This window comes from Pseudomonas sp. BN411 (genome assembly GCF_029871235.1).
GTDB lineage: Bacteria > Pseudomonadota > Gammaproteobacteria > Pseudomonadales > Pseudomonadaceae > Metapseudomonas.
Map to the genome: position 1 here is coordinate 121,516 of NZ_SSOM01000085.1, position 21,232 is coordinate 142,747.

20 protein-coding genes are annotated in these 21,232 nt (G+C 64.4%); 9 read left to right on the forward strand and 11 right to left on the reverse strand.

Features of this window, described 5'->3' with window-relative positions; all coding sequences use genetic code 11:
- Positions 1 to 534: 534 nt before the first annotated feature.
- The 4 genes from E8F06_RS27600 to E8F06_RS27615 are packed head-to-tail and all read right to left on the reverse strand — an operon-like array spanning position 535 to position 4,678.
- Entirely contained in the window at positions 535 to 1,746 is a 1,212-nt protein-coding gene (locus tag E8F06_RS27600; RefSeq protein ID WP_280372351.1) for a Bcr/CflA family multidrug efflux MFS transporter, read from the reverse strand.
- A gap of 53 nt (positions 1,747 to 1,799) precedes the next feature.
- Complete coding sequence (locus E8F06_RS27605; RefSeq protein WP_280372352.1) at positions 1,800 to 3,122, reverse strand: TRAP transporter large permease; 1,323 nt, start codon at positions 3,120 to 3,122, stop codon at positions 1,800 to 1,802.
- A complete protein-coding gene (locus E8F06_RS27610) occupies positions 3,119 to 3,649 on the reverse strand; it encodes a TRAP transporter small permease (protein WP_280372353.1) in 531 nt (176 codons plus the stop codon). The genes E8F06_RS27605 and E8F06_RS27610 overlap by 4 nt, the downstream gene beginning before the upstream one ends.
- Before the next feature lie 6 nt (positions 3,650 to 3,655).
- Positions 3,656 to 4,678 (reverse strand): TRAP transporter substrate-binding protein, encoded by a 1,023-nt coding sequence (locus E8F06_RS27615; RefSeq protein WP_280372354.1) that lies wholly within the window; start codon positions 4,676 to 4,678, stop codon positions 3,656 to 3,658.
- 367 nt (positions 4,679 to 5,045) lie between these two features.
- On the opposite strand from E8F06_RS27615, the gene E8F06_RS27620 reads away from it, so the two are divergent.
- The gene (locus E8F06_RS27620) at positions 5,046 to 6,293 is read left to right on the forward strand and encodes an OprD family porin (protein WP_280372355.1); all 1,248 of its coding nucleotides are present in this window, start codon (positions 5,046 to 5,048) and stop codon (positions 6,291 to 6,293) included.
- A 274-nt stretch (positions 6,294 to 6,567) separates the two neighbouring features.
- Here the strand turns inward: E8F06_RS27620 and hpaA are convergent, their stop codons facing one another.
- Complete coding sequence (gene hpaA / locus E8F06_RS27625; protein ID WP_280372356.1) at positions 6,568 to 7,485, reverse strand: 4-hydroxyphenylacetate catabolism regulatory protein HpaA; 918 nt, start codon at positions 7,483 to 7,485, stop codon at positions 6,568 to 6,570.
- Positions 7,486 to 7,654: 169 nt separating this feature from the next.
- Here hpaA and E8F06_RS27630 point away from each other — a divergent pair, with 169 nt between their 5' ends.
- The 8 genes from E8F06_RS27630 to hpaI all read left to right on the forward strand — a co-directional run bounded on the left by E8F06_RS27630 (position 7,655) and on the right by hpaI (position 15,041).
- On the forward strand, positions 7,655 to 8,314 hold the full coding sequence (locus E8F06_RS27630) for a fumarylacetoacetate hydrolase family protein (RefSeq protein WP_280372357.1): 660 nt from the start codon (positions 7,655 to 7,657) through the stop codon (positions 8,312 to 8,314).
- Between the two features lie 10 nt (positions 8,315 to 8,324).
- On the forward strand, positions 8,325 to 9,095 hold the full coding sequence (locus E8F06_RS27635; protein WP_280372358.1) for a fumarylacetoacetate hydrolase family protein: 771 nt from the start codon (positions 8,325 to 8,327) through the stop codon (positions 9,093 to 9,095).
- A 5-nt stretch (positions 9,096 to 9,100) separates the two neighbouring features.
- Positions 9,101 to 10,561, forward strand: coding sequence for a 5-carboxymethyl-2-hydroxymuconate semialdehyde dehydrogenase (hpaE, locus tag E8F06_RS27640; protein WP_280372359.1), 1,461 nt, complete (start codon positions 9,101 to 9,103; stop codon positions 10,559 to 10,561).
- A gap of 89 nt (positions 10,562 to 10,650) precedes the next feature.
- A complete protein-coding gene (gene hpaD, locus E8F06_RS27645) occupies positions 10,651 to 11,574 on the forward strand; it encodes a 3,4-dihydroxyphenylacetate 2,3-dioxygenase (RefSeq protein WP_280372360.1) in 924 nt (307 codons plus the stop codon).
- Between the two features lie 11 nt (positions 11,575 to 11,585).
- On the forward strand, positions 11,586 to 11,978 hold the full coding sequence (locus E8F06_RS27650; protein WP_280372361.1) for a 5-carboxymethyl-2-hydroxymuconate Delta-isomerase: 393 nt from the start codon (positions 11,586 to 11,588) through the stop codon (positions 11,976 to 11,978).
- Positions 11,979 to 12,025: 47 nt separating this feature from the next.
- Positions 12,026 to 13,336 (forward strand): MFS transporter, encoded by a 1,311-nt coding sequence (locus tag E8F06_RS27655; protein ID WP_280372362.1) that lies wholly within the window; start codon positions 12,026 to 12,028, stop codon positions 13,334 to 13,336.
- A gap of 11 nt (positions 13,337 to 13,347) precedes the next feature.
- Positions 13,348 to 14,151, forward strand: coding sequence for a 2-oxo-hept-4-ene-1,7-dioate hydratase (hpaH, locus tag E8F06_RS27660; RefSeq protein ID WP_280372363.1), 804 nt, complete (start codon positions 13,348 to 13,350; stop codon positions 14,149 to 14,151).
- A gap of 86 nt (positions 14,152 to 14,237) precedes the next feature.
- Positions 14,238 to 15,041, forward strand: coding sequence for a 4-hydroxy-2-oxoheptanedioate aldolase (gene hpaI / locus E8F06_RS27665; RefSeq protein WP_280372364.1), 804 nt, complete (start codon positions 14,238 to 14,240; stop codon positions 15,039 to 15,041).
- Between the two features lie 262 nt (positions 15,042 to 15,303).
- Here hpaI and E8F06_RS27670 read toward each other — a convergent pair whose 3' ends face one another.
- The 6 genes from E8F06_RS27670 to E8F06_RS27695 all read right to left on the reverse strand — a co-directional run bounded on the left by E8F06_RS27670 (position 15,304) and on the right by E8F06_RS27695 (position 21,232).
- A complete protein-coding gene (locus tag E8F06_RS27670) occupies positions 15,304 to 16,242 on the reverse strand; it encodes a p-hydroxyphenylacetate 3-hydroxylase reductase component (protein WP_280372365.1) in 939 nt (312 codons plus the stop codon).
- A 103-nt stretch (positions 16,243 to 16,345) separates the two neighbouring features.
- Positions 16,346 to 17,515: a p-hydroxyphenylacetate 3-hydroxylase oxygenase component gene (locus E8F06_RS27675; RefSeq protein ID WP_280372366.1), complete on the reverse strand. Its 1,170-nt coding sequence runs from the start codon at positions 17,513 to 17,515 to the stop codon at positions 16,346 to 16,348.
- 246 nt (positions 17,516 to 17,761) lie between these two features.
- Positions 17,762 to 18,184: a homoprotocatechuate degradation operon regulator HpaR gene (hpaR, locus tag E8F06_RS27680; protein ID WP_044870693.1), complete on the reverse strand. Its 423-nt coding sequence runs from the start codon at positions 18,182 to 18,184 to the stop codon at positions 17,762 to 17,764.
- Between the two features lie 122 nt (positions 18,185 to 18,306).
- Positions 18,307 to 19,545: a tyrosine--tRNA ligase gene (gene tyrS, locus E8F06_RS27685; RefSeq protein WP_280372367.1), complete on the reverse strand. Its 1,239-nt coding sequence runs from the start codon at positions 19,543 to 19,545 to the stop codon at positions 18,307 to 18,309.
- Between the two features lie 332 nt (positions 19,546 to 19,877).
- Positions 19,878 to 20,141: a DUF2790 domain-containing protein gene (locus tag E8F06_RS27690; protein ID WP_280372368.1), complete on the reverse strand. Its 264-nt coding sequence runs from the start codon at positions 20,139 to 20,141 to the stop codon at positions 19,878 to 19,880.
- Positions 20,142 to 20,320: 179 nt separating this feature from the next.
- Positions 20,321 to 21,232 carry an efflux RND transporter periplasmic adaptor subunit gene (locus E8F06_RS27695; RefSeq protein WP_280372369.1) on the reverse strand — a complete coding sequence of 304 codons (912 nt, stop codon included), beginning with the start codon at positions 21,230 to 21,232 and terminating at the stop codon, positions 20,321 to 20,323.

A 21,232-nucleotide genomic window follows, 5' to 3' on the forward strand; every position in this document is an offset into this window, starting at 1 on the left:
CCCAAAGGAAGCAAAAGGCTTGCCCCTGCATCCGGCCCCGGCTTCGCCGGGGTTCCCTCCCTCCATCGTTGCGCCGTGGGCACGGCGCGAGGGGCCATCCATGACCCCGCACGCCTCTCGCGGCATCCATGCCGCTCGTCCCCTCTGCAACGATTCCGCTCGGCCTCCTGAAGGGGCGGAATCCCCGCCCCACCTACTCCGCTCAGTTTCAAGCGGCGTATGGGTTTCAGGATTGCTTCGGCCTCACCGACGCGAGTCACCCCTCTCCGCTTCAGGGAGAGGGGCCGGGGGTGAGGGGGATGGCTGGCGCGAACGTTTAGGAGGCCAGCAGCCGAAAAGCTCCATTCAACGTCGCAACAGTTAATGCAGATAAAGCCGTTTCAATCGCCAAGCGGAACGCAGCCCCCAACCTCGCACCGCCGGGTAAATCGAATGCTCGCCAGGGGCCGCTTCGCGGCCCTTTTTCGAATGAATTCGAACCCACAGGAGCTGGACCTACCTTCGCCCGTTGGGTTTCGCTTCGCGCTTCCCAACCTACCGGTCGGCTATGCCTGCTGGGCTCGCACCGGTGCGTACGGCCAGGCGCGAGGACACAAAAGCGCCAACACCGCAGAGGGCGACCACCAGGCTCATGGGCATTGGTGAGCCGTCATGCAGCACGCCCACCAGGAGGCTGGCCAGGGCGCCGAGGCCGAACTGCCCGGCCACCGCCAGGGCGGCGGCGGCACCGGCGCGTTGCGGGAAGAGCGCCATCAGGCTGGCGATGGCGTTGGCGCCGAGCATCCCGGTGACGCTGACAAACAGCAGCAGCGCCAGTGCAATGGCCGGCCAGCCGGACGCCGGCAGGCCGGCCGCCAGCAACAGCCCCAGTCCGGCCAGAGCCGACACTTGGGAACCCCGACGCAGCATGGCTTCCGGACCTAGACGCCCCACCAGGCGGGCATTGAGGAACGTGGCGACTATCACACCGGCGATGTTGGCGCCGAACAACAGCGCGTATTGCTGCGGGCTGAAGCCGAAATGCTCGATGAAGACGAAGGGCGAGCCGGTGATGTAGGCGAACATGCCGGCGAAGGACAGCTCCATGCACAGCATCAGCCCCACCGCGCGCGGATTGCCGAGAATCGAGAGATAGGCAGCGAACGCGCTGCCCAGGGAGTGCCCACGGGCTTCTCCTTGATGGGTCTCCGGTACCCGTAGCCAGACCGCCAGGCCACAGAGCGTGGCGAAGCCGAGCAGGCCGATGAAGATCGAGCGCCAGCCGGCCACTTCCATCAGGTAACTGCCAAGCAGGGGCGCCACCAGCGTGGCGAGCATGGTCACCAGGTGCATCAGCGACAGCACCCGGGCTGCCTGCTGCAAGGGAAAGAGATCCCGCACGATGGCCCGCGCCAGCACCGAAGCCGCAGCGCCACCGAGGGCCTGCAGGCCACGCCATATGAGCAACTGGTCGGCAGTGGCTACCCATGAACAGCCGACGCTGGCGACCACGTACAGGACGATGCCGCCGAGCAGCAAGGGGCGACGACCGAAGCGGTCCGACAGCGGGCCGTAGAACAGCATGCCGATGCACAAGCCCACCAGGAACACGCTGATGCTGTGCTGAATCTGGGCTTGGGTAGCCACAAGCTCCCGCGCCAGGGTCGGCAGGCTGGGCAGGTACATGTCGATGGACAGGGGAGCGAACGCCACCAGGGCGGCCAGCAGAACGATCCGGCCTCGGCCGACCGGGGTGGACTGGGTCATCGGGGACTCCGCAACGGCAGGGAAGGCGCGGGCCGCAGGGCGGCCCGCGAAGATCACAGGCTCAGCAGCCAGAGGCACACTCCGGGGAAGGCGACCAGCAGGACGATGCGCAGCAGGTCGGAGGCGAGGAACGGCAGCACGCCCTTGGCGGTTTCCAGGTAAGGCACGTCGCGCGCCACCTTGTTGACGATGAACAGGTTCATGCCCAACGGCGGGTGGATCAGGCCGATCTCCACCACCATCAGCGCAAGGATGCCGAACCAGATCGACTTCTGGACTTCAGTGAGGCCGTAGAAGTCCAGGCCCATGATCACCGGGTAGAAGATCGGGATGGTCAGCAGGATCATCGCCAGGGAGTCCATCACGCAGCCCAGCAACAGGTACAGCAGCAGGATGGCGCAGAGCACCAGTATGGGGGCGAGCCCGCTCTGCTTGACCCACTCGGCCAGCTCGGTGGGCATCTGGGTCAGCGCCAGGCCGGAGTTCAGCAGGTCGGCGCCCAGCAGCACGAGGAAGATCATTGCCGTGGTTTCGGCAGTGCCCAGCAGGCTCTGGCGCAAGCCGGCGCCCCGCATGCCGCCCTGGAAGAATGCCAGCAGGCCGCAGGCCGCGGCGCCGATGGAAGCCGCTTCGGTGGGGTTCGCCCAACCGCCGTAGATGCCGACGATCACCACCAGGAATACGCCCAGTACAGGCAGCACCTGGAGGAACGCCTTGAATCGTTCGGCGGCACTGGCCGGTTCGCTACGGCTATGACCCTCCGGCTCCCGCGCCACCATCAGGCGTACCACGACCAAGTAGCCGACTGCTGCCAGCAGGCCCGGCACCACGGCGGCGACGAACAGCTTGGCGATGGATTCCTGGGTCAGCACCGCGTAGATGATCAGCGGCACCGAAGGCGGGATGAGGATACCCAGGGTGCCGCCCGCCGCCACGGTGGCAGTGGCCAGGCGCCCGGAATAGTTGTGCCGGCGCAGTTCCGGTAGCGCCACCTGGCTCATGGTGGCCGACGTGGCCAGCGACGAGCCGCAGATGGCACCGAATCCGGCGCAGGCGCCGATGGCGGACATGCCGATACCACCACGCAGATGACCGACGAAGGCCGCGGCGCAGCGGAATATCGCCTTGGACAGACCGCCATGGGTGGCGAACTGGCCCATCAGCACGAACAGCGGGATCACCGCCAGGTCGTAGTTGGAGAGACGCGACCAGGCCAGGTTGTTGAGGCTGAACAGCAGCGCCGAGAGGTCGCCATCGTTCACCGCGAGAAAGCACAAGGCGCCGCCGACCATCATGGTCAGGCCGATGTGTATCCGCAGCACCAGCAGCGTGAAGGTGGCGGCCAATGCCAACAGGCCGAGACTGAGACCGCTCATGGACGTTGCTCCCGGGTGAGGCATTGACGGGTTCGGGCGCCAGCGGTGACCGCCAGCAGCAGGAGGCTCGGGACGATGCCCAGCAGCGGTATCCACAGCGGCACCGAGAGCAGCGTGGAGACTTCGCCGTATTCACGGCTTTCCAGCACCTGCAGGCTGGTGCGCCAGGCCAGCAACAGCGCAACCAGCAGGCACAGGAAGTGGGCACTGGCGTCCAGCCAGGCCTGGACCCGAACCGGCAGCTTCAGGGTGAAGGCGTCCACCTTGATGTGCTGGCCACGCAGTTCGCAGAGCGGCAGGAACGCGGCAATGGCGACCGCCGCGCCAATCTCCATCAGCTCGATATCACCCTGAATGGGTGTGGCGAACAGCTTGCGGCCTATGATCGAGACCAGCGACATGGCCACCAGGGCCAGCAGGATGCAGCCGCCCCCCAGGGCGAACCCCTGGGCGGTACGCTGCAGTGCCCGGCTGGCCAGACCAACCCCCTCGACGGGGGAAGACTCGAAGGACAGGGACTCGTTCATGATCGATCACCGGGCGTTGCTGGAGAGCGACCGGGCGCCTTCAAGCAGCGCCTTGCCGTCGAGGCCCTTCTCGGTGGCGGCGCTGGCCCAGTCGTCGGCTACCGGAGCAGTGGCCTGGCGCATCACGCCGTAGGCAGTTGCGTCGATGGCGACCATCTGGTCGGAAGGTGTGCGGGTACGGGCTTCGTCCAGGGCCTTGTCCCAGGCGATGGCAAAGCGTTCGTTCAGGGCCGGGCCGCTGTTGCGCTCGATGATTGCGCGCAGGTCCTCGGGCAGGCTGTTGAACTTGCGCTCGTTCATCAGCATTGCCAGCACGGTGTAGGAGAACGCCGGCTGGCCAGCAGGAATGGCCGAGTGGTGATCGGTCACCTCGTCCAGCTTGGTCGGCGGCACCACTTCCCAGGAGGCCAGCGCACCGTCGACGACACCCTTGGAGATGGATTCGGTCATCTGTGCCGGCGGCATGCTCACCGGAGTGGCGCCCAGGGCTTCGACCAGCCTCGCGGCCGTGCGGCTGGAGGCGCGCAGCTTGAGGTTCTTCAGGTCTTCCAGGGTGGCGACACCCTTGCCGCGGGTGTGGATGTCCATGCCGCCGTCACCGTGCACGGACAGCACCTTGTAGCCCTTGAAGTCATCGCGGGCGAACTGTTCGTAGTACTGCCAGATGATCGGATTGCTCGCCCTGGCACCGGGAGGAAGCATGAACGGCAGCTCCATGGCTTCGATGCGCGGGAACTTGCCCGCCGAATAGGCCGGCGCGGTCCAGACGACATCGGCGACACCATTGCGGGCCATGTCGGCCAGCTTGGCCGGCGTTCCGCCCAACTGCATCGATGGATAGAACTGGCACTTGATGCGTCCGGCGGATTCCTCGCCGAGCTGCTGGCACCAGGGTTCGATGATGTTGCGCTGGGCATTGGAGTTGGCGGGAAGGAAGTGAGCGACCTTGAGGGTGTAGGTGGTTTCCGCGAGGGCCGCAGCGGAAGTGCAGGCGGCAGCGAAGAGGACGGCGAGCTTGGACATCTTCATGGGTGGGTGAGCCTCGTTGTTCTTGTTCTCATGTGCGCCTGCCAACCCGCGATGCAGCATCGGCGGCGGCGATCTTGTTAACACATTCAAGATCTCGTTAACACATTAATCTTTAAAACGCCCCTGTCAACCACAGACAACTCGACATGTCTGTCACAGGCTCACCGCCATCTCAATATAAATTTATTAATATCAATAACTTATAAATAGAAAACAAAATCCACGGATCAGCATCGAGAAAGTTCGCGTGGCAGGGATAAGCAAAAACAATATTGTTAAAATGTTAATCAAATGCTAACAATCCGCTCCGCCATTGGCCGCTGAAGCGGCCTGGAGCCCACACAACGGCCAAAAGGAGATAAGAACAATGACCCGGCCCCATCCGTCCCGCGCCCTTCCCCGCCACGCGATCACCGTGCTGGCGCTCGCATGCAGCGCTCACGCCTCGGCCGATTTCGCCGGCGACAGCAAGGCCAGCCTCGAGCTGCGCAACGTCTACATAAACCGCGACTTCCGCCAGGATGGAGCGCCCCAGTCCAAGGCTGCCGAATGGGGACAGGGCTTCATCGCCCGCTTCGAGTCCGGATTCACCGACGGCACCATCGGCGTCGGCCTGGACGCCCTGGGGGAACTGGGAGTGAAGCTGGATTCCAGTCGCGACCGCCGCGGCACCGGTCTGCTGCCCTTCGGCCCCAGCAGCAAGGAGCCGGTGGACGATTACAGCGAGCTGGGCCTGACCGCCAAGCTGCGCGCCTCGAAGAGCACCCTGCGCCTGGGCACCCTGATGCCCACCTTGCCGATAGCCATGTACAACGACACCCGCCTGCTGCCCTCCACCTTCTCCGGCGGCATGCTCACCAGCCAGGAATTCGACGGCCTGACCCTGAACGCCGGGCGCCTCACCGAAACCAACCTGCGGGACTCATCCAGCCGTGACGACATCGGTTTCGCCGGCCAGACCAGCGACCACTTTGACTTCGCCGGCGGCACTTGGGCGCTGGACCAGAGCCTTGCCCTGACCGCCTACACCTCGGAACTGGAAGACATCTACCGCCAGCACTTCGCCGGCCTGGTGCATACCCTGCCCCTGGGCGAGGGCATGAGCCTGAAGAGCGACCTGCGTTATTTCGACAGCCGGGACAGCGGCGCCGGTAAGGCAGGACGTGTGGATAACCGCAATTTCAACGGCATGCTCAGCCTCACCGCCGGCGCCCAGCGCTTCTCGGTGGCCTGGCAGCAACTGTCCGGCGACAGCGCCTTCCCCTTCCTGACCGGCGGCGATCCCTACGTGGTCAACCTCGTGACGTTCAACACCTTCACCAAGCCCGAGGAAGACTCCTGGCAGGTGCGCTACGACTACGACTTCGCCAGCCTGGGGATTCCGGGGCTGAGCTTCATGACCCGCTACATCAGCGGCGATGGCGTGGAACAGGGTGCCGTGCGCGACGGCCGCGAATGGGAGCGCGACACTGACTTGGCCTACGTCATACAGAGCGGAAGCCTGCGCGGCTTCAACATCCGCCTGCGCAACGTCACCTTCCGTTCCGGGGATGGGCTGACCCAGGATCTCGACGAGAACCGCATCATCCTGGGGTACACGCTGGCGTTGTGGTAGCAAGCAGATCGGCTTTCGGGGGCCGCTTCGCGGCCCTTTTTCGAATGAACTCGAACCCACATCCATGCGGCGACCTGGGTCGCTCCTGTAGGGGCGAATTCATTGGCTTTGTCCGCATTAAGTGTTGCAACTGGCTGGATTGCCCGTAGGAGCTGGCTTGCCAGCGAATGGCCCCGTTTCGCTAGCAAGCTAGCTCCTACAAGGCCCCTGGACCGATGACCGATCTCTGGCAACAGCTAACGCAGACATAGCCAACTCGAACCCACAATGCCCCTCAACGCCAGGCCTCTTCCTTGTCTTCAGCCTTGCGCTGGCGATAGTCGCTCGGGGTCATGCCAGCATTGCGGGCGAAGAAGCGGCTGAAGTAAGCCGGGTCCTTGAAACCCAGCAGGTAGCAGATCTCGTTGGCCGAGCTGCCGGTGAACAGCAGCAGGCGCTTGGCCTCCTGCATCACCCGGTCATGGATCAGGCGCTTGGAAGGCAGGTCGGCAATGCGCCGGCAGATGTCGTTGAGCCGCGCCTCGGTCACCCCCATCTGTCCGGCGTACTGCGCCAGCGACCAGTGCTCGCGGTAATGCCCCTCGATCAGGCCATTGAAGCGATGGAACACCTGCAGGTCCTCGTGGCGCGCCGGTTGGGCCTTGAGCGAACGCGCCGACAGGCGCAGCAGGCTGATGAAGATCAGGCGGGTCAGCGCCGACAGCGCCTCCTCGCGCCCCGGTCGGTTGGCGGCGAATTCGCTGCGCAGCTGATCGAACAACAGGTCCAGGCGCTGCACCTCTTCGCGCAATTCCTCTCCCAGTTCAGCGAATGCCACACACACGGGCGAAATCTGCTGCCCATCGGCCAGGCCCTGCCCCGCTTCCAGCAATGACCAGACCAGCTGCTGACGCACGGTCAGCACATGGCCGTCGGCATCCTGTTCGGTGACGAAGGCATGGGGAATGGTGGGCGGGGTGAGGAAGAACAACGGCCCTTCCTGACGGTATTGCTGCTCGTCGAGGTAGACCCGCACCGCCCCGCTCTTCACGTAATGCACCTGGAAGAAGCGGTCGTGGCGGTGAACCGGCATGTTGCGACCGAAGAAATCCGCGAGCTTGCCGAGGGCCTCGTAGTGCACCTCGGCGTCGGCGTACCGCTGGTCGTAGACCTGGCCGATATTGATGTTGGGAATGGGCTGGCGCTCTGCCATGGCGACCTTTCTCCGTTGCCTTCGCACACCTTCGATGACGGAAGGTGAAGACGCAAGGCTTGACGATCATTAACATGTTAAATATAACGTTAACACATTAACGAAATCCTCGTTACGGGTGGCGCTCCTGTCACGGCCCACCCGCTTTTTTCTGCTACAGGAGACGACCATGCGCCCCGCACTCGACCAAGTCGCCACCGGCACCCTGTTCGGCGTCGCGCTGAACTACCGGGGCCTGCTGGAAAGCCGCCTGGAGGAATTCCAGCAACCGCCCTACCAGAAGCCGCCGGTCAAGCCGGTGCTGTTCATCAAGACCCCGAACACCCGCAACGGCCACGGCCAGCCGGTGGTCTACCCGCAAGGCGTCGAGCGCCTGCAGCCGGGCCCGGCGCTCGGCGTAGTGATTGGCAAGAGCGCCAGCCGCGTAAACGCCGCCGACGCCCTGGCACATGTGGCCGGCTATGTGATCGTCAACGAATTCAGCCTGCCGGAAGAGAGCTACTACCGCCCGGCGGTCAAGGCCAAGTGCCGCGACGGCTTCTGCCCCATCGGTCCGGAACTCGTACCCGCTGCCGACGTGCAGGACCCGCACGCCCTGACCCTCAAGCTCTTCGTCAACGGCGAACTGCGCCAGGAGAACAGCACCGCCAACCTGGTGCGCGACATCCCCCGGCTGATCGAGGAAATCAGCGAGTTCATGACCCTGCACGAGGGCGACGTGCTGATCACCGGCACCCCGGAAGGCCGCGTCGACGTGCAGCCGGGCGATGTCGTGGAAGTGGAAATCACCGGCCTCGGCCGCCTCGCCAACACCGTGGTTGCGGAATAAGGAGCCCGAGATGAAACACGCACGCATCCGTTACCAGGGCGACGTCCACGCCGTGACCGTGGAAGAAGGCAACGCCGTCCGCCTCGCCGATGGCCGCCTGCTGGCCGAGGACCAGGTCCAGTGGTTGCCGCCAGCCACCGGCAGCATGTTCGCCCTGGGACTGAACTACGCCGACCACGCCGCCGAACTGGCCTTCAAGGCACCCACCGAGCCGCTGGCCTTCATCAAGTCGCCGGGCACCTACACCGGCCACAACCAGGTCACCTGGCGCCCGGACAACGTCGCCTACATGCACTACGAGTGCGAGCTGGTGGCGGTGATCGGCAAGCCGGCGCGCAATGTGAAACGCGAAGACGCCCTCGCCTACCTGGCCGGCTACACGGTCTGCAATGACTACGCCATCCGCGACTATCTGGAGAATTACTACCGCCCCAACCTGCGGGTGAAGAACCGCGACGCCACCACCCCGGTCGGCCCGTGGATCGTCGACGCTGCCGATGTGGCCGACCCGATGAAGCTGAAGCTGCGCACCTGGGTGAACGGCGAGCTGAAGCAGGAAGGCACCACCGCGGACATGATTTTCGACATCCCCTACCTGATCGAACACTTCTCCAGCTTCATGACCCTGCAACCGGGCGACATGATCGCCACCGGCACGCCGGAGGGCCTGGCCGACGTGGTGCCGGGCGATGAAGTGGTAGTGGAAGTGGAAGGCGTGGGCCGCCTGGTCAACCGAATCATCAGCGAAGGCGAGTTCTTCGCCCGCAAGCAAGAGGCGTGAACAGCATGATCAAGCACTGGATCAACGGCCAGGAAGTCGAAAGCAAAGAGACTTTCGTCAACTACAACCCGGCCACCATGGACGCCATCGGTGAAGTCGCCAGCGGTGGTGCCGAAGAAATCGCCGCCGCCGTGGCCGCCGCCAAGGAAGCCTTCCCCAAGTGGGCCAATACCCCGGCCAAGGAACGCGCGAAGCTGATGCGCAAGCTGGGTGAACTGATCGACCAGAACGTGCCGCACCTGGCCGAGCTGGAAACCCTGGACACCGGCCTGCCGATCCACCAGACCAAGAACGTGCTGATCCCCCGTGCCTCGCACAACTTCGAGTTCTTCGCCGAGGTCTGCACCCGCATGGACGGCCACAGCTACCCGGTGGACGACCAGATGCTCAACTACACCCTGTACCAGCCGGTGGGTGTGTGTGGCCTGGTCTCCCCGTGGAACGTGCCGTTCATGACCGCCACCTGGAAGACCGCACCCTGCCTGGCCCTGGGCAACACCGCGGTACTGAAGATGAGCGAGCTGTCGCCGCTGACCGCCAACGAACTGGGCCGTCTAGCCCTGGAAGCCGGCATCCCGAAAGGCGTGCTGAACGTGGTGCAGGGCTACGGCGCCACCGCCGGCGATGCCCTGGTCCGTCACCCTGACGTGCGCGCCATTTCGTTCACCGGCGGCACCGCCACCGGGCGCAAGATCATGCAGACCGCCGGTCTGAAGAAGTACTCCATGGAGCTGGGCGGCAAGTCACCGGTGCTGATCTTCGACGACGCCGACCTCGACCGCGCCCTGGACGCCGCGCTGTTCACCATCTTCTCGCTGAACGGCGAGCGCTGCACCGCAGGCAGCCGGATCTTCATCCAGGAGAGCGTCTACGACCAGTTCGTCGCCGAGTTCGCCGCCCGTGCCAAGCGCCTGATCGTCGGTGATCCGCAGGACCCGAAAACCCAGGTCGGCTCGATGATCACCCAAGCGCACTACGACAAGGTCACCGGCTACATCCGCATCGGCATCGAGGAAGGCGCCACCCTGCTGGCCGGCGGCCTGGAGCGCCCGGCGAACCTTCCGGCGCACCTGTCCAAGGGGCAGTTCATCCAGCCCACGGTGTTCGCCGATGTGGATAACCGCATGCGCATCGCCCAGGAAGAAATCTTCGGCCCGGTGGTCTGCCTGATGAAGTTCAAGGACGAAGCCGAAGCGCTGCGACTCGCCAACGACACCGAGTACGGCCTGGCCTCCTACATCTGGACCCAGGACATCGGCAAGGCCCACCGCCTGGCCCGTGGCATCGAAGCCGGCATGGTCTTCATCAACAGCCAGAACGTGCGCGACCTGCGCCAGCCGTTCGGCGGCGTGAAGGGCTCGGGCACCGGCCGCGAAGGTGGTCAGTACAGCTTCGAAGTCTTCGCCGAGATCAAGAACGTGTGCATTTCCATGGGGAGCCACCACATCCCGCGCTGGGGTGTGTGAGATAACTGCTAATCCATAAAGAGGGGAGTCCGACTCCCCTCCCCGTGCCGGCGTGCAACCGACCGACAACAAGACCAGGAGTTACCGTCATGGGCAAACTTGCTCTGGCTGCCAAGATCACCCACGTTCCGTCCATGTACCTGTCCGAGCTGCCGGGCCCGCGCCAGGGCTTCCGTCAGGCCGCTATCGACGGACACATTGAAATCGGCCGCCGCTGCCGCGAGCTGAACGTTGACACCATCGTCGTGTTCGACACCCACTGGCTGGTCAACGCCAACTACCACATCAATTGCGGCGCCCAATTCCAGGGCCTGTACACCAGCAACGAGCTGCCGCACTTCATCAGCAACATGGAATACGGGTTCCCCGGCAACCCCGAACTGGGTCGCCTGCTGGCCGAGGAATGCAACCGCTACGGCGTGGAGACCATGGCCCACGACGCGACCACCCTGGCCCCGGAATACGGCACCCTGGTGCCCATGCGCTACATGAACGCAGACCAGCACTTCAAGGTGATCTCGGTCTCGGCGCTGTGCACCTCCCACTACCTGAACGACAGCGCCCGCCTTGGCTGGGCCATGCGCAAGGCCGTGGAAGAACACTACGACGGCACGGTGGCCTTCCTTGCCAGCGGGTCGCTGTCCCACCGTTTCGCCCAGAACGGCCAGGCACCCGAGTTCGCCACGAAAGTGTGGAGCCCCTTCCTGGAAACCCTCGATCACCGTGTGGTGCAGATGTGGGAAGACGGCAACTGGGAAGACTTCTGCGCCATGCTCCCGGAGTACGCGGTCAAGGGCCACGGCGAAGGCTTCATGCACGACACCGCCATGCTGCTGGGCGCCCTGGGCTGGTCGAAGTACGACGGCAAGGCCGAAGTCGTCACCCCCTACTTCGGTTCCTCCGGCACTGGCCAGATCAACGCCGTGTTCCCGGTCACCCCGCAGGACGGTTCCGCCATTCCCGCCGCCCAGGCGTCGAACCCGGCCGGCATCGCCTCCACCAGCCGTCTCTGAGGGGCAGCGCCATGCCGCACTTCATCGTCGAATACACCCACAACATCGAGGCCGAGGCTGACCTGCCGGGCCTCTTCGAGAAGGTCCACGCCTGCCTGGGCGCCTCGGGGGTCTTTCCCCTCGGGGGCATCCGCAGCCGCGCCATGCGCCTGGATACCTGGCGCATGGCGGACGGCAAGCACGACTACGCGTTCGTCCACATGACCCTGAAGGTCGGTGCCGGCCGTGACTTGGAGACCCGTCGCCAGGTGGCCGACGAGCTGTTCGAGACGATCTCCCAGCACTTCGCCGGACTCCAGGCGCGCCGTTTGCTGGCCCTCTCCTTCGAGATGACCGAGCTGGATGCCGAGCTCAATTACAAGCTCAACAACGTGCATGCATTCCTGAGGGGCCAGGGCGGCTGAAGCCGCCCCACCTTCCGCCCGCTCTCATTCAGAAAAAGTACAAGACCATGAGCACAATCGATTCCGTTTGCCCTGCCGGCGCCGAACACGCCACCCGCGACGCGACCCATCGCGCCGTCACCTGGCGGCTGATGCCGCTGCTGCTGGTGTGCTACCTGTTTGCCCACCTCGACCGTATCAATATCGGCTTCGCCAAGATGCAGCTGAGCGCTGACCTGCAGTTCAGCGACACCGTCTACGGCCTCGGCGCCGGTCTGTTCTTCATTGCCTACGCCCTGTTTGGCGTGCCCAGCAACCTGGCCCTGGAACGGGTCGGCCCACGCCGCTGGATAGCGTTCCTGATGGTGGTGTGGGGCTTCCTGTCCAGCGGCATGTTCCTGATCCAGGACGCCACCGGCTTCTACGTGCTGCGCTTCCTTCTTGGCGTGGCCGAAGCCGGCTTCTTCCCCGGCATTCTGGTGTACCTCAACCGCTGGTACCCGGCGCGTCGGCGCGCCCAGATCACCGCCCTGTTCGCCATCGCCGTGCCCATGGCTGGGGTGATAGGCGGGCCGCTGTCTGGCGCCATACTCGAAGGTTTCCACGACCACCTTGGCCTGCGCGGTTGGCAGTGGATGTTCCTGCTGGAAGGTTCCCCCGTGGTCCTCCTTGGCCTGGTTGTGTGGTTCAACCTGCCGGAGCGCTTTGATGCGGTTGCATGGTTGAGCGATGAGCAGAAGCGCTGCTTGCGGGAGGACATGGCGATCGAGGAGCAGCGCAAGCCCATCACCTCCTTCGCCGGGATCTTGCGCGATCGCTGGGTGTGGCTCCTGGTGGCGATCTACTTCGCGGTCATGCTGGCGGTGAATACCCTGGCCTTCTGGATGCCCACCCTGATCCACGGCACCGGCATCGCCCGGGACAGCCAGGTTGGACTGCTCAGCGCCATCCCTTATGTGGCTGGTGTTTGCTTCATGCTGGCCTGCGGCCGTTCCTCGGACCGTCACCGCGAACGTCGCTGGCACCTGTGCGTTCCGCTGTTGATGTGCGCCGCCGGCATTGCCATCAGCGGGCTGTTACCCGGCAGCACCGTCCCCGTCCTGGCCGGACTGATCATCGCCGGCATGGGCGCCAGCGCTGCCCTGCCGATGTTCTGGCAGTTACCACCCGCCTTCCTCTCTTTCCGCACCCAGGCTGCCGGGATCGGTCTGATCAGCTCCTTCGGCAGCGTTGCCGCTTTTCTCGCGCCCTACCTGATCGGCTGGATGCGCGACACCACTCAGAGCGCCAGCCTCGCGCTGTTCGTCCTGGCCGTATTCATCGCCCTCGGCGCCGCGCTGGTGCTTCGCACGCCCGCCGAACTCGTCAATCCTCGTTAGAGAACCCCGTCATGCTCGACCCTACTCTGATCCAACAGGCCGCCGCCCGTCTCGACGCCGCCGAGCGTTCCCGCGAACAGGTGCGTCAGTTCTCCCTCGATTACCCGTCCATCAGCATCGACGACGCCTATGCCATCCAGCGCGCCTGGGTGGCCCAGAAGATCCGTGACGGCCGCAAGCTGGTCGGCCACAAGATCGGCCTGACCTCCCGCGCCATGCAGGTGTCGTCCAATATCACCGAGCCGGATTACGGCGCGCTGCTGGACGACATGCTGTTCGAGGAAGGCAGCGACATCCCGTTCGAGCGCTTCATCGTCCCGCGCGTGGAAGTGGAACTGGCCTTCATCCTCGGCAAGCCCCTGCGCGGCCCGAACTGCACGGTTTTCGACGTGCTCGATGCCACCGAGTGGGTGATTCCCGCGCTGGAGATCATCGACGCCCGCATCCAGCAGGTGGACCCCGATACCAAAGTGACACGCAAGGTGTTCGACACCATCTCCGACAACGCCGCGAACGCCGGCGTGGTGATGGGCGGCCGCGCCGTGCGCCCCACCGAGATCGACCTGCGCCGCGTGCCGGCCATCCTCTACCGCAATGGCGTGATCGAGGAATCCGGTGTGTCTGCTGCCGTGCTCAACCATCCGGCCAAGGGTGTGGCGTGGCTGGCCAACAAGCTGGCGCCCTACGACGTCACCCTGGAAGCCGGCCAGATCATCCTCGGCGGCTCCTTCACTCGTCCTGTGGCGGCAAACCCCGGCGACACCTTCCACGTCGACTACGACCAGTTGGGCTCCATCGCCTGCCGCTTCGTCTGACGCGCCCCTGTAGGAGCGAGCTTGCTCGCGAAGTGCTTCGCCAGCAGAGCTGGCTCCTACATTCAATGCCTGCCAAGGAGTCCTCCATGGACCTGCCGATCAACACGTTCAAACAGCGCCTGCAATCCGGCCAACCCCAGATCGGCCTCTGGCTCGGCCTTGCCGATGCCTATTGCGCGGAGCTGGCAGCCAACGCCGGCTTCGACTGGCTGCTGCTCGACGGCGAGCACGCGCCCAACGACCTGCGCACCCTGCTGGCCCAATTGCAGGCCATTGCGCCCTACCCGTCCCAGCCGATCATCCGCCCGCCCATTGGTGACGCGGTGCTGATCAAGCAACTGCTGGACATCGGCGCCCAGACCCTGCTCGTGCCCATGGTGGAGTCGGCCGAACAGGCCGCCGAGCTGGTCCGTGCCATGCGCTACCCGCCCTTCGGCATCCGCGGCGTCGGCAGCGCCCTGGCCCGTGCCTCGCGCTGGAACAGCATCCCCGGCTACCTCGACCAGGCTGACGAGCAGATGTGCCTGTTGGTGCAGATCGAGAACCTCGAAGGCCTGGCCAACCTGGACGTGATCGCTGCCGTTGAGGGCGTTGATGGCGTGTTCATCGGACCTGCCGATCTCTCCGCCGCCATGGGCCATCGCGGCAACCCCGGCCACCCGGAAGTCCAGGCCGCCATCGAAGATGCCATCGCCCGCATCCGCGCTGCCGGCAAGGCCGCCGGCATTCTCTCCGCCGACCAGACCCTGGCGCGCCGCTACATCGAACTGGGCGCCGCCTTCGTCGCCGTTGGTGTGGATACCACAGTGCTGATGCGTGGGTTGCAGAGCCTGGCAGGTGCGTTCAAGGGAACGGCCACTCCGGTGAGTGGGGGTGGCGGGGTGTATTGATTGCCCCTGGCAATGGAAGAAGCCGGCTCCTTGAGCCGGCTTTTTTGTATCCTCCGCTCAAACACCTGCCGCCTGGCAAATCCCTGTAGGGGCGAATTCATTCGCCAAGCAGGACGCAGTCCTGCCATAGGTTGGTGCTGAGGAACGAAGCCCAACGTCCCAGACTCGCCCCTGAATCGTTGGGCTTCGCAAAGCTCAGCCACAACCTACAAAAAAAAATGGCGCCCACTTGGGGCGCCATTCTCATCGCAACGCAAGCCATTCAGCCCAACGCAATCACCGCCTTGAGCACCTGTTTGAAGGTTTCCACCTGCTCCTCGCCGAACTGAGCGAACACCTTCTCCTGTTGTTCTCGAGCAATGCGCCAGAGCGCGTCAGCCTGCTCGACACCAGCGGGGGTCAGCACGTAGCGATCCTCCGCGTCGGCCACCATGCCCTTGCGTTTGAGGATGGCCACGGCCTCCTCGATTTCGCGCATGGGCATCGCCACCTCACGCTGCAGATCGCACAAGCCGAGGCCTGCATCGTTCTCCAGCACCATGAGCATGCGCGCTTCACTGGTGCGCAGGCCGGTGGACAGCTGTTTGGGCTGGTAATCGGCCTGGTAGCCACGTACCGCCTGGGTCATCAGGTAGTAGAGGTTGTGGGACAGGCGCCCCTGAAAGGCGCTCGAAGCCGGCTGGCCATCGGCCTTCTGCGTCATGCGGGTATGTGGCAGGACCATGGAGTAGGCGCCCTGGTGGTAGAGCAGCGGCGAACGGCCGAAGTCGTCGAAGCGCACCACCTTGCCGATGAGAATCCAGTGATCGCCACCTTCCACGCGCTGGTGCATTTCACATTCGAAGCGTGCCGCACAGTCGGGCAGCAGCGGTACGCCACCGATGCCGGACTCCGCCGCCACGCCTTCGAACTTGTCGTCACGGGGACGAGCGAACTGATTGGACAGGTCGATCTGGTCGGCCGCGAGGATGTTCACCGCGAAGTGGCTGGCCCGCTCGAACACCGCCAGGCTGCTGGAGCGCTTGTCGATACTCCAGAGGATCAGCGGCGGCTCCAGCGACACCGAGTTGAAGCTGTTGGCGGTGACGCCCACACGGGTGCCATCGGGCGCGGTGGCGGTCATCACCGTCACCCCGGTGGCGAAATTGCCCAGGGCACGGCGGAAGGCACGGGAATCGAAGAGGGTTTCTTGAGAGGACATGGCGCAGCTCCTGGCGGCCGCCTCCGAAGGACGGCCGCGCGATTGTTCTGATTGGGCGGCACAGGGCCGCCCGGCACGCAGGTGAGCGATGAAGAGCGAAGGATCAAACCATCGAGGGATCAGGCTCCAGGCCCATCAGCTCGCGGCCGAGGATCTGCGCGCAGACGTCATAGTCGGTGTAGGCGTGGGCGCCGGTCATGTGGGAGTCGCGGAACAGACGCTGCATCTCGTTGTTCTCGAACCAGCTGGTGCCACCGGCCGCCTCGAACAAACGGTCCACGGACTGGATGCACATCTTCACGGCGTAGGCCTGATTGGTGCGCCAGAAGGCCAGGGTTTCGCGGCTGGGGTACTGGTGGCGCTCGCCATGCTCGGCGTGCTCCTGCCAGGTCTTCTCCAGGAAGGCGCGGGCTGCGGCAACCTGATGGGTGGACTCGGCCAGGCGCATCAGCGCCGGGGTGGCGGTGCCGACACTGACGCCGGTGTAGGCGCGCACGCGGTTCTTCGTCTTCTCCTTGTAGGCCTCCAGCATGCGCTCGGCGATACCGAGGCTGATGGCGGCGAAGCCGCTGGCGAAGTACGGGCGGTAGGGCGAGTAGAAGATCTTGCTGTCCGGATACAGACCGAAGCCATCGGACCGGCCTTCCATCATGTCCTTGGCGGCCTGGATGCGGTAATTCGGGACGAAGGCGTCCTTGATGATCAGCGTCTTGGTGCCGCTGCCCTTCATGCCCGCGGCGTACCAGTCATCACGAATCTCGTAGTCGCTGCGAGGCAGCACCGCGAAGCAGTAGACCAGTTCGCCGTCGGCATTCTTGCGCCGGCATCCGACGATGGCCCATTCGGCATGGTCGCTACCACTGCTCCAGCCCATCTCGCCGCTGAACAGAACCCCACCCTCGACTTCCTCGACTTTGCCGAACGGTGCGATAGAACTGCTGGCGGTGGCATTGGAATCCTCGCCCCAGATCTCCTCCTGCAGGCGTGCAGAGAACATCGCCAGCTGATGACTGTGGGTGCACAACAGAGTGAAAGCCCAGGCGGTGCTGGCGCAGGCGCCGGCCAGGGCGACCACGCAATCGGCGAACTCGGGCAGGGAGATTTCCATGCCGCCGTATTTCTTGGGCTGTAGCGCGCGATGCAGGCCAATGCCCTTGAGCATGGCGATGTTCTCCTCCGGCACCTGGCGCAATTGCTCGGCTTTCGAGGCATTGGCAGCGATGGCCGGGAGGATGGCCTTGAGGTCGTCGAGAAGGGAGTTTGGCTTTTTCATGTCGAGGCCCTGCTTATTGTTAGTACTTGGAAAAGGCCAGGCGGGTAGCTCGCCGCGCCGGATAAAGCCGCGGGAAACCAGAACCTGAAACGGATACCCCAAGTGGGTGCAGGGCGATTATGGGACGGGGCATCAACCCCAAGAATGGACGTTACGGAGTCTCGATTGCACTTTTCATGGAGGGCATGAAGCGCGCGCAGGATGGGTCGAACAGGGCGATTCCCATCCTGCAGAAAGCTGAACCGATCAGGGCTTGATCTGTTTCAGTTCGTTGAGCAGTTCGATCAGTTGCTTGAGCTTGTCCTCGCCGAACTGCTCCTGGATCTTCTGGTAGTTGGCTTCCATGCCCTCGCTCATGGAGAGAAAGCACTGGTGGCCTTTTTCAGTCAGGTTCACCAGCACGCGGCGCTGGTCCTGCGGCGCCTTGCGGCGCACCACTACTCCATCGCGCTCAAGGCGTGCCAGCACGCCGGTCATGCTCGGCTTGAGGATGCAGGCGAGGTCCGCCAACTGGTAGCTCTCCAGCTCGCCGTGCTGGCGCAGCAGCCGAATCACCCGCCATTGCTGCTCGGTCAGGTCGTGCTGGTTGAGCAACGGGCGGAAGAAGCTCATGGCCGCTTCGCGGGCCTGGAGCAGGGTCAGGGTCAGGGAAGGTCTTGGGCTGGGCATGATCGGGTGGGCCAGGAGTTCATTCATGAAGAGTTTAACGAAAAACCCGTGACCCGCCCAAGGTCCTGTGAGCGAACGTGTCGACCGGCCCACACCGGATCGGCGACACGTTTGCAGGCCGGTCAATCCACGCAGCGCAGCTCGAAGTGCCGCTTCTTGCCCAGGCTCAGCCGACGTGACGAATCCGCCGGTTGCAGCGGCGCGTCCACATCGCTCACCGCGACGCCATCCAGACGCACCCCACCGCCGGCTGCCAGGCGCCGCGCTGCACCCCGCGACGGTTGCAGGCCTTCGCGCAGCAGCAGGTCAGCCAGGGAAAAACCACCGGCCAGTTCGGTGGCGCTGATCTCCAGCGACACCAGCCCGGCGCCTGCCGCACCCTCCTCGAACACGCCGCGCGCAGCTTCTTGCGCCGTGCGCGCGGCCTCCTCGCCGTGGGCCAGGGCAGTGGCCGCGTTGGCCAGGATCACCTTGGCCTGGTTCAGTTCGGCGCCCTCCACCGTCGCCAGGCGGCGCACCTCGTCCATCGGCAACTCGGTGAACAGGGCGAGAAAGCGCCCCACGTCGCGGTCGTCGCAATTGCGCCAGAACTGCCAGAAGTCGAAGGGCGTGAGGCGATCGGCGTTGAGCCAGACCGCCCCGTTGGCCGACTTGCCCATCTTGCGGCCGTCGCTGGTGGTGAGCAGCGGCATGGTCAGGCCGAACAGGCGAGCCCCACCCTGCCGTCGCGACAGTTCCACGCCATTGATGATGTTGGCCCATTGGTCGGCGCCGCCCAGTTGCAGGGTGCAACCGTGACGCTGCGCCAGTTCAGTGAAGTCATGGGCCTGCAACAAGGTGTAGCCGAACTCCTGGAAGGACAGCGAATGCTCGCGGTCCAGACGCTGGCGCACGGCATCGAACGTCAACAGGCGATTGACCGAGAAGTGCCGCCCGACCTGGTTGAGGAACTGCAGGTAGCCGATACCGTCGAGCCACTCGGCGTTATCCACCACCAGACCCCCACCCTCCCCCAGCGCCACGTAGCGCGAGAAGCAGCCGGTGATGCCGGCGATGTTTCGCTGGATCTGCTCTTCAGTGAGCATGGGCCGGCTTTCATCACGGAAGCTGGGGTCGCCGATGCGCGTGGTGGCGCCACCAATCAGCAGGATCGGTCGATGCCCGGCCTTTTGCAGCCAACGCATCAGCATCAGGCCTTGCAGGTGGCCGACGTGCAGACTGTCGGCGGTGGCGTCGAAGCCCAGATAAACGGTAACCGGCCCCTGCACCAGGTGTTCGCGCAGGCCGTCGAGGTCCGTGCACTGGTGCACGAAGCCACGTTCCTGGAGCAGGTCAATCAGGTCGGTTCGGGGGTCTTGCATGGTGGTCTCCTTGAGGGTCGTTTCCCGAGGAGACCGGGGTTTTGAGTTGCACCGAGCCGCCTCAGGCGGTTTCGGGCATGCGCGCAGCAGCTACCGCCTCGTGATGAAGGGCAGATAGCGGTAATACGCGCGGAGGGAGTTCGTTAACTTATTCATGAAATGGGAATTTACCGAAATTCCGGAGGGAGTCAAGGACTCTGGGATACGCCACCAGGAAGCGCATCGGCCCCGACCGGCAGCTATCCGAATCGCCCCGAAACTCTTTGCTTCAGGCCTGAAACGACAACGCCCGACTCTTCAGGCCGGGCGTCGGAAACAACTTCAGGTATATATCAACCGTTACTGCAACCCTGACCGAATACCACGTACTCCAGGCGATGAACTTTGCCCTGGTGATCCTCATACGTCATATAAGCCGGAACTACGCCACAGACATCGGGGATTTCACTGCGGGAAATGACCCGGGCGATGTCAAGTTCCATTCCGTAGTGGTACTGCTCGACAACGGGTTCCCCGGTAACAGCGGCTTCCACCGGTTCTTCGGCCAAGGCGAAGGCAGACATGCCGGCGAGCGCCAGCAAGGCGAGAGCTTTCATTGGATAGTTTTCCGAGTGCTTGGAAGTTGGAACTTCGACCAGCTCTCCACGAACTGGTCGAAGGTACAGCGCAACACCTTTCGGTGATGTTTACGGCAGCAAGCGCCTCGTCGTGGGAGGCGGGATAATTTTATTGCCGGAGCAACTTTCCAAACAGCGCCATATACAACAAGGACTATTTACTGCGCGAACAACAATCGGTTGAGCAGGCCGGAAGTTTCCGGCGCCCTGCCCTCCTCGCCAATCACCACGGTGCAGGTCATGCCGGCGGCCAGCAGCACGCCCTCCGGCACCTCGTCGAGGTGGATGCGCACTGGCACGCGCTGGGCCAGGCGCACCCAGTTGAAGGTGGGGTTCACATCGGCGATCAACTCGCGGCTTTCCGGGTTGTCGCGGTCGTAGATGCCACGGGCGATGCTGTCCACATGGCCAGTGAGGCGCTCGCCGCTCATCAGGCGCAGCTCGGCACGGTCGCCCACCTTGATGTGTGGCAGGCGCGTCTCTTCGAAGTAGCCGTTGACGTAGAAGGAGCTGTCATCCACCAGCGCCATGCTCGCTTCACCGCGTTCTGCGAAGTCGCCCTTGTAGACGTTGAGGTTGGTGATGTGGCCGGACACCGGCGCGCGCACTTCGGTGCGTGCCAGGTTGAGCTTCGCGGCATCCAGGGCGGCGACCGCCTCCTGGTATTCGGCCAGGGCGGAGGCGGCCAGGTGACCGGCATCCTCACGGCTCTCACGGGAGACCACCAGGTCGTCCATGTCGGCGCGGCGGTCGGCATTCACCTTGCGCATGTCCAGCGCGGCCTTGCGCGCCGCCACCAGGGCTTCGGCCTGTTTCACCGCCACCTGGTAATGGGCGGGGTCGATGCGCAGCAGCAGGTCCCCGGCCTTCACGTTCTGGTTGTCCCGAACCTGCACGTCGGCCACCAGCCCGGCCACGTCCGGGGCGATGTTGATCACGTCGGCGCGCACGCGGCCGTCGCGGGTCCAGGGGGAATCCATGTAGTGCAGCCAAAGGGTGCGCACCAGCACGACCGCCACGGTGAGGATGAGCAGGGTCGCGCCGACACTGATGATGCGTTTCAGGGACAT

What these genes read in the sequence shown, in the direction of transcription:
- E8F06_RS27600 (WP_280372351.1), bottom strand. Translation starts at nt 1,746, where the DNA reads ATGACCCAGTCCACCCCGGTCGGCCGAGGCCGGATCGTTCTGCTGGCC.
- E8F06_RS27605 (WP_280372352.1), bottom strand. Translation starts at nt 3,122, where the DNA reads ATGAGCGGTCTCAGTCTCGGCCTGTTGGCATTGGCCGCCACCTTCACG.
- E8F06_RS27610 (WP_280372353.1), bottom strand. Translation starts at nt 3,649, where the DNA reads ATGAACGAGTCCCTGTCCTTCGAGTCTTCCCCCGTCGAGGGGGTTGGT.
- E8F06_RS27615 (WP_280372354.1), bottom strand. Translation starts at nt 4,678, where the DNA reads ATGAAGATGTCCAAGCTCGCCGTCCTCTTCGCTGCCGCCTGCACTTCC.
- E8F06_RS27620 (WP_280372355.1), top strand. Translation starts at nt 5,046, where the DNA reads ATGACCCGGCCCCATCCGTCCCGCGCCCTTCCCCGCCACGCGATCACC.
- hpaA (WP_280372356.1), bottom strand. Translation starts at nt 7,485, where the DNA reads ATGGCAGAGCGCCAGCCCATTCCCAACATCAATATCGGCCAGGTCTAC.
- E8F06_RS27630 (WP_280372357.1), top strand. Translation starts at nt 7,655, where the DNA reads ATGCGCCCCGCACTCGACCAAGTCGCCACCGGCACCCTGTTCGGCGTC.
- E8F06_RS27635 (WP_280372358.1), top strand. Translation starts at nt 8,325, where the DNA reads ATGAAACACGCACGCATCCGTTACCAGGGCGACGTCCACGCCGTGACC.
- hpaE (WP_280372359.1), top strand. Translation starts at nt 9,101, where the DNA reads ATGATCAAGCACTGGATCAACGGCCAGGAAGTCGAAAGCAAAGAGACT.
- hpaD (WP_280372360.1), top strand. Translation starts at nt 10,651, where the DNA reads ATGGGCAAACTTGCTCTGGCTGCCAAGATCACCCACGTTCCGTCCATG.
- E8F06_RS27650 (WP_280372361.1), top strand. Translation starts at nt 11,586, where the DNA reads ATGCCGCACTTCATCGTCGAATACACCCACAACATCGAGGCCGAGGCT.
- E8F06_RS27655 (WP_280372362.1), top strand. Translation starts at nt 12,026, where the DNA reads ATGAGCACAATCGATTCCGTTTGCCCTGCCGGCGCCGAACACGCCACC.
- hpaH (WP_280372363.1), top strand. Translation starts at nt 13,348, where the DNA reads ATGCTCGACCCTACTCTGATCCAACAGGCCGCCGCCCGTCTCGACGCC.
- hpaI (WP_280372364.1), top strand. Translation starts at nt 14,238, where the DNA reads ATGGACCTGCCGATCAACACGTTCAAACAGCGCCTGCAATCCGGCCAA.
- E8F06_RS27670 (WP_280372365.1), bottom strand. Translation starts at nt 16,242, where the DNA reads ATGTCCTCTCAAGAAACCCTCTTCGATTCCCGTGCCTTCCGCCGTGCC.
- E8F06_RS27675 (WP_280372366.1), bottom strand. Translation starts at nt 17,515, where the DNA reads ATGAAAAAGCCAAACTCCCTTCTCGACGACCTCAAGGCCATCCTCCCG.
- hpaR (WP_044870693.1), bottom strand. Translation starts at nt 18,184, where the DNA reads ATGCCCAGCCCAAGACCTTCCCTGACCCTGACCCTGCTCCAGGCCCGC.
- tyrS (WP_280372367.1), bottom strand. Translation starts at nt 19,545, where the DNA reads ATGCAAGACCCCCGAACCGACCTGATTGACCTGCTCCAGGAACGTGGC.
- E8F06_RS27690 (WP_280372368.1), bottom strand. Translation starts at nt 20,141, where the DNA reads ATGAAAGCTCTCGCCTTGCTGGCGCTCGCCGGCATGTCTGCCTTCGCC.
- E8F06_RS27695 (WP_280372369.1), bottom strand. Translation starts at nt 21,232, where the DNA reads ATGTCCCTGAAACGCATCATCAGTGTCGGCGCGACCCTGCTCATCCTC.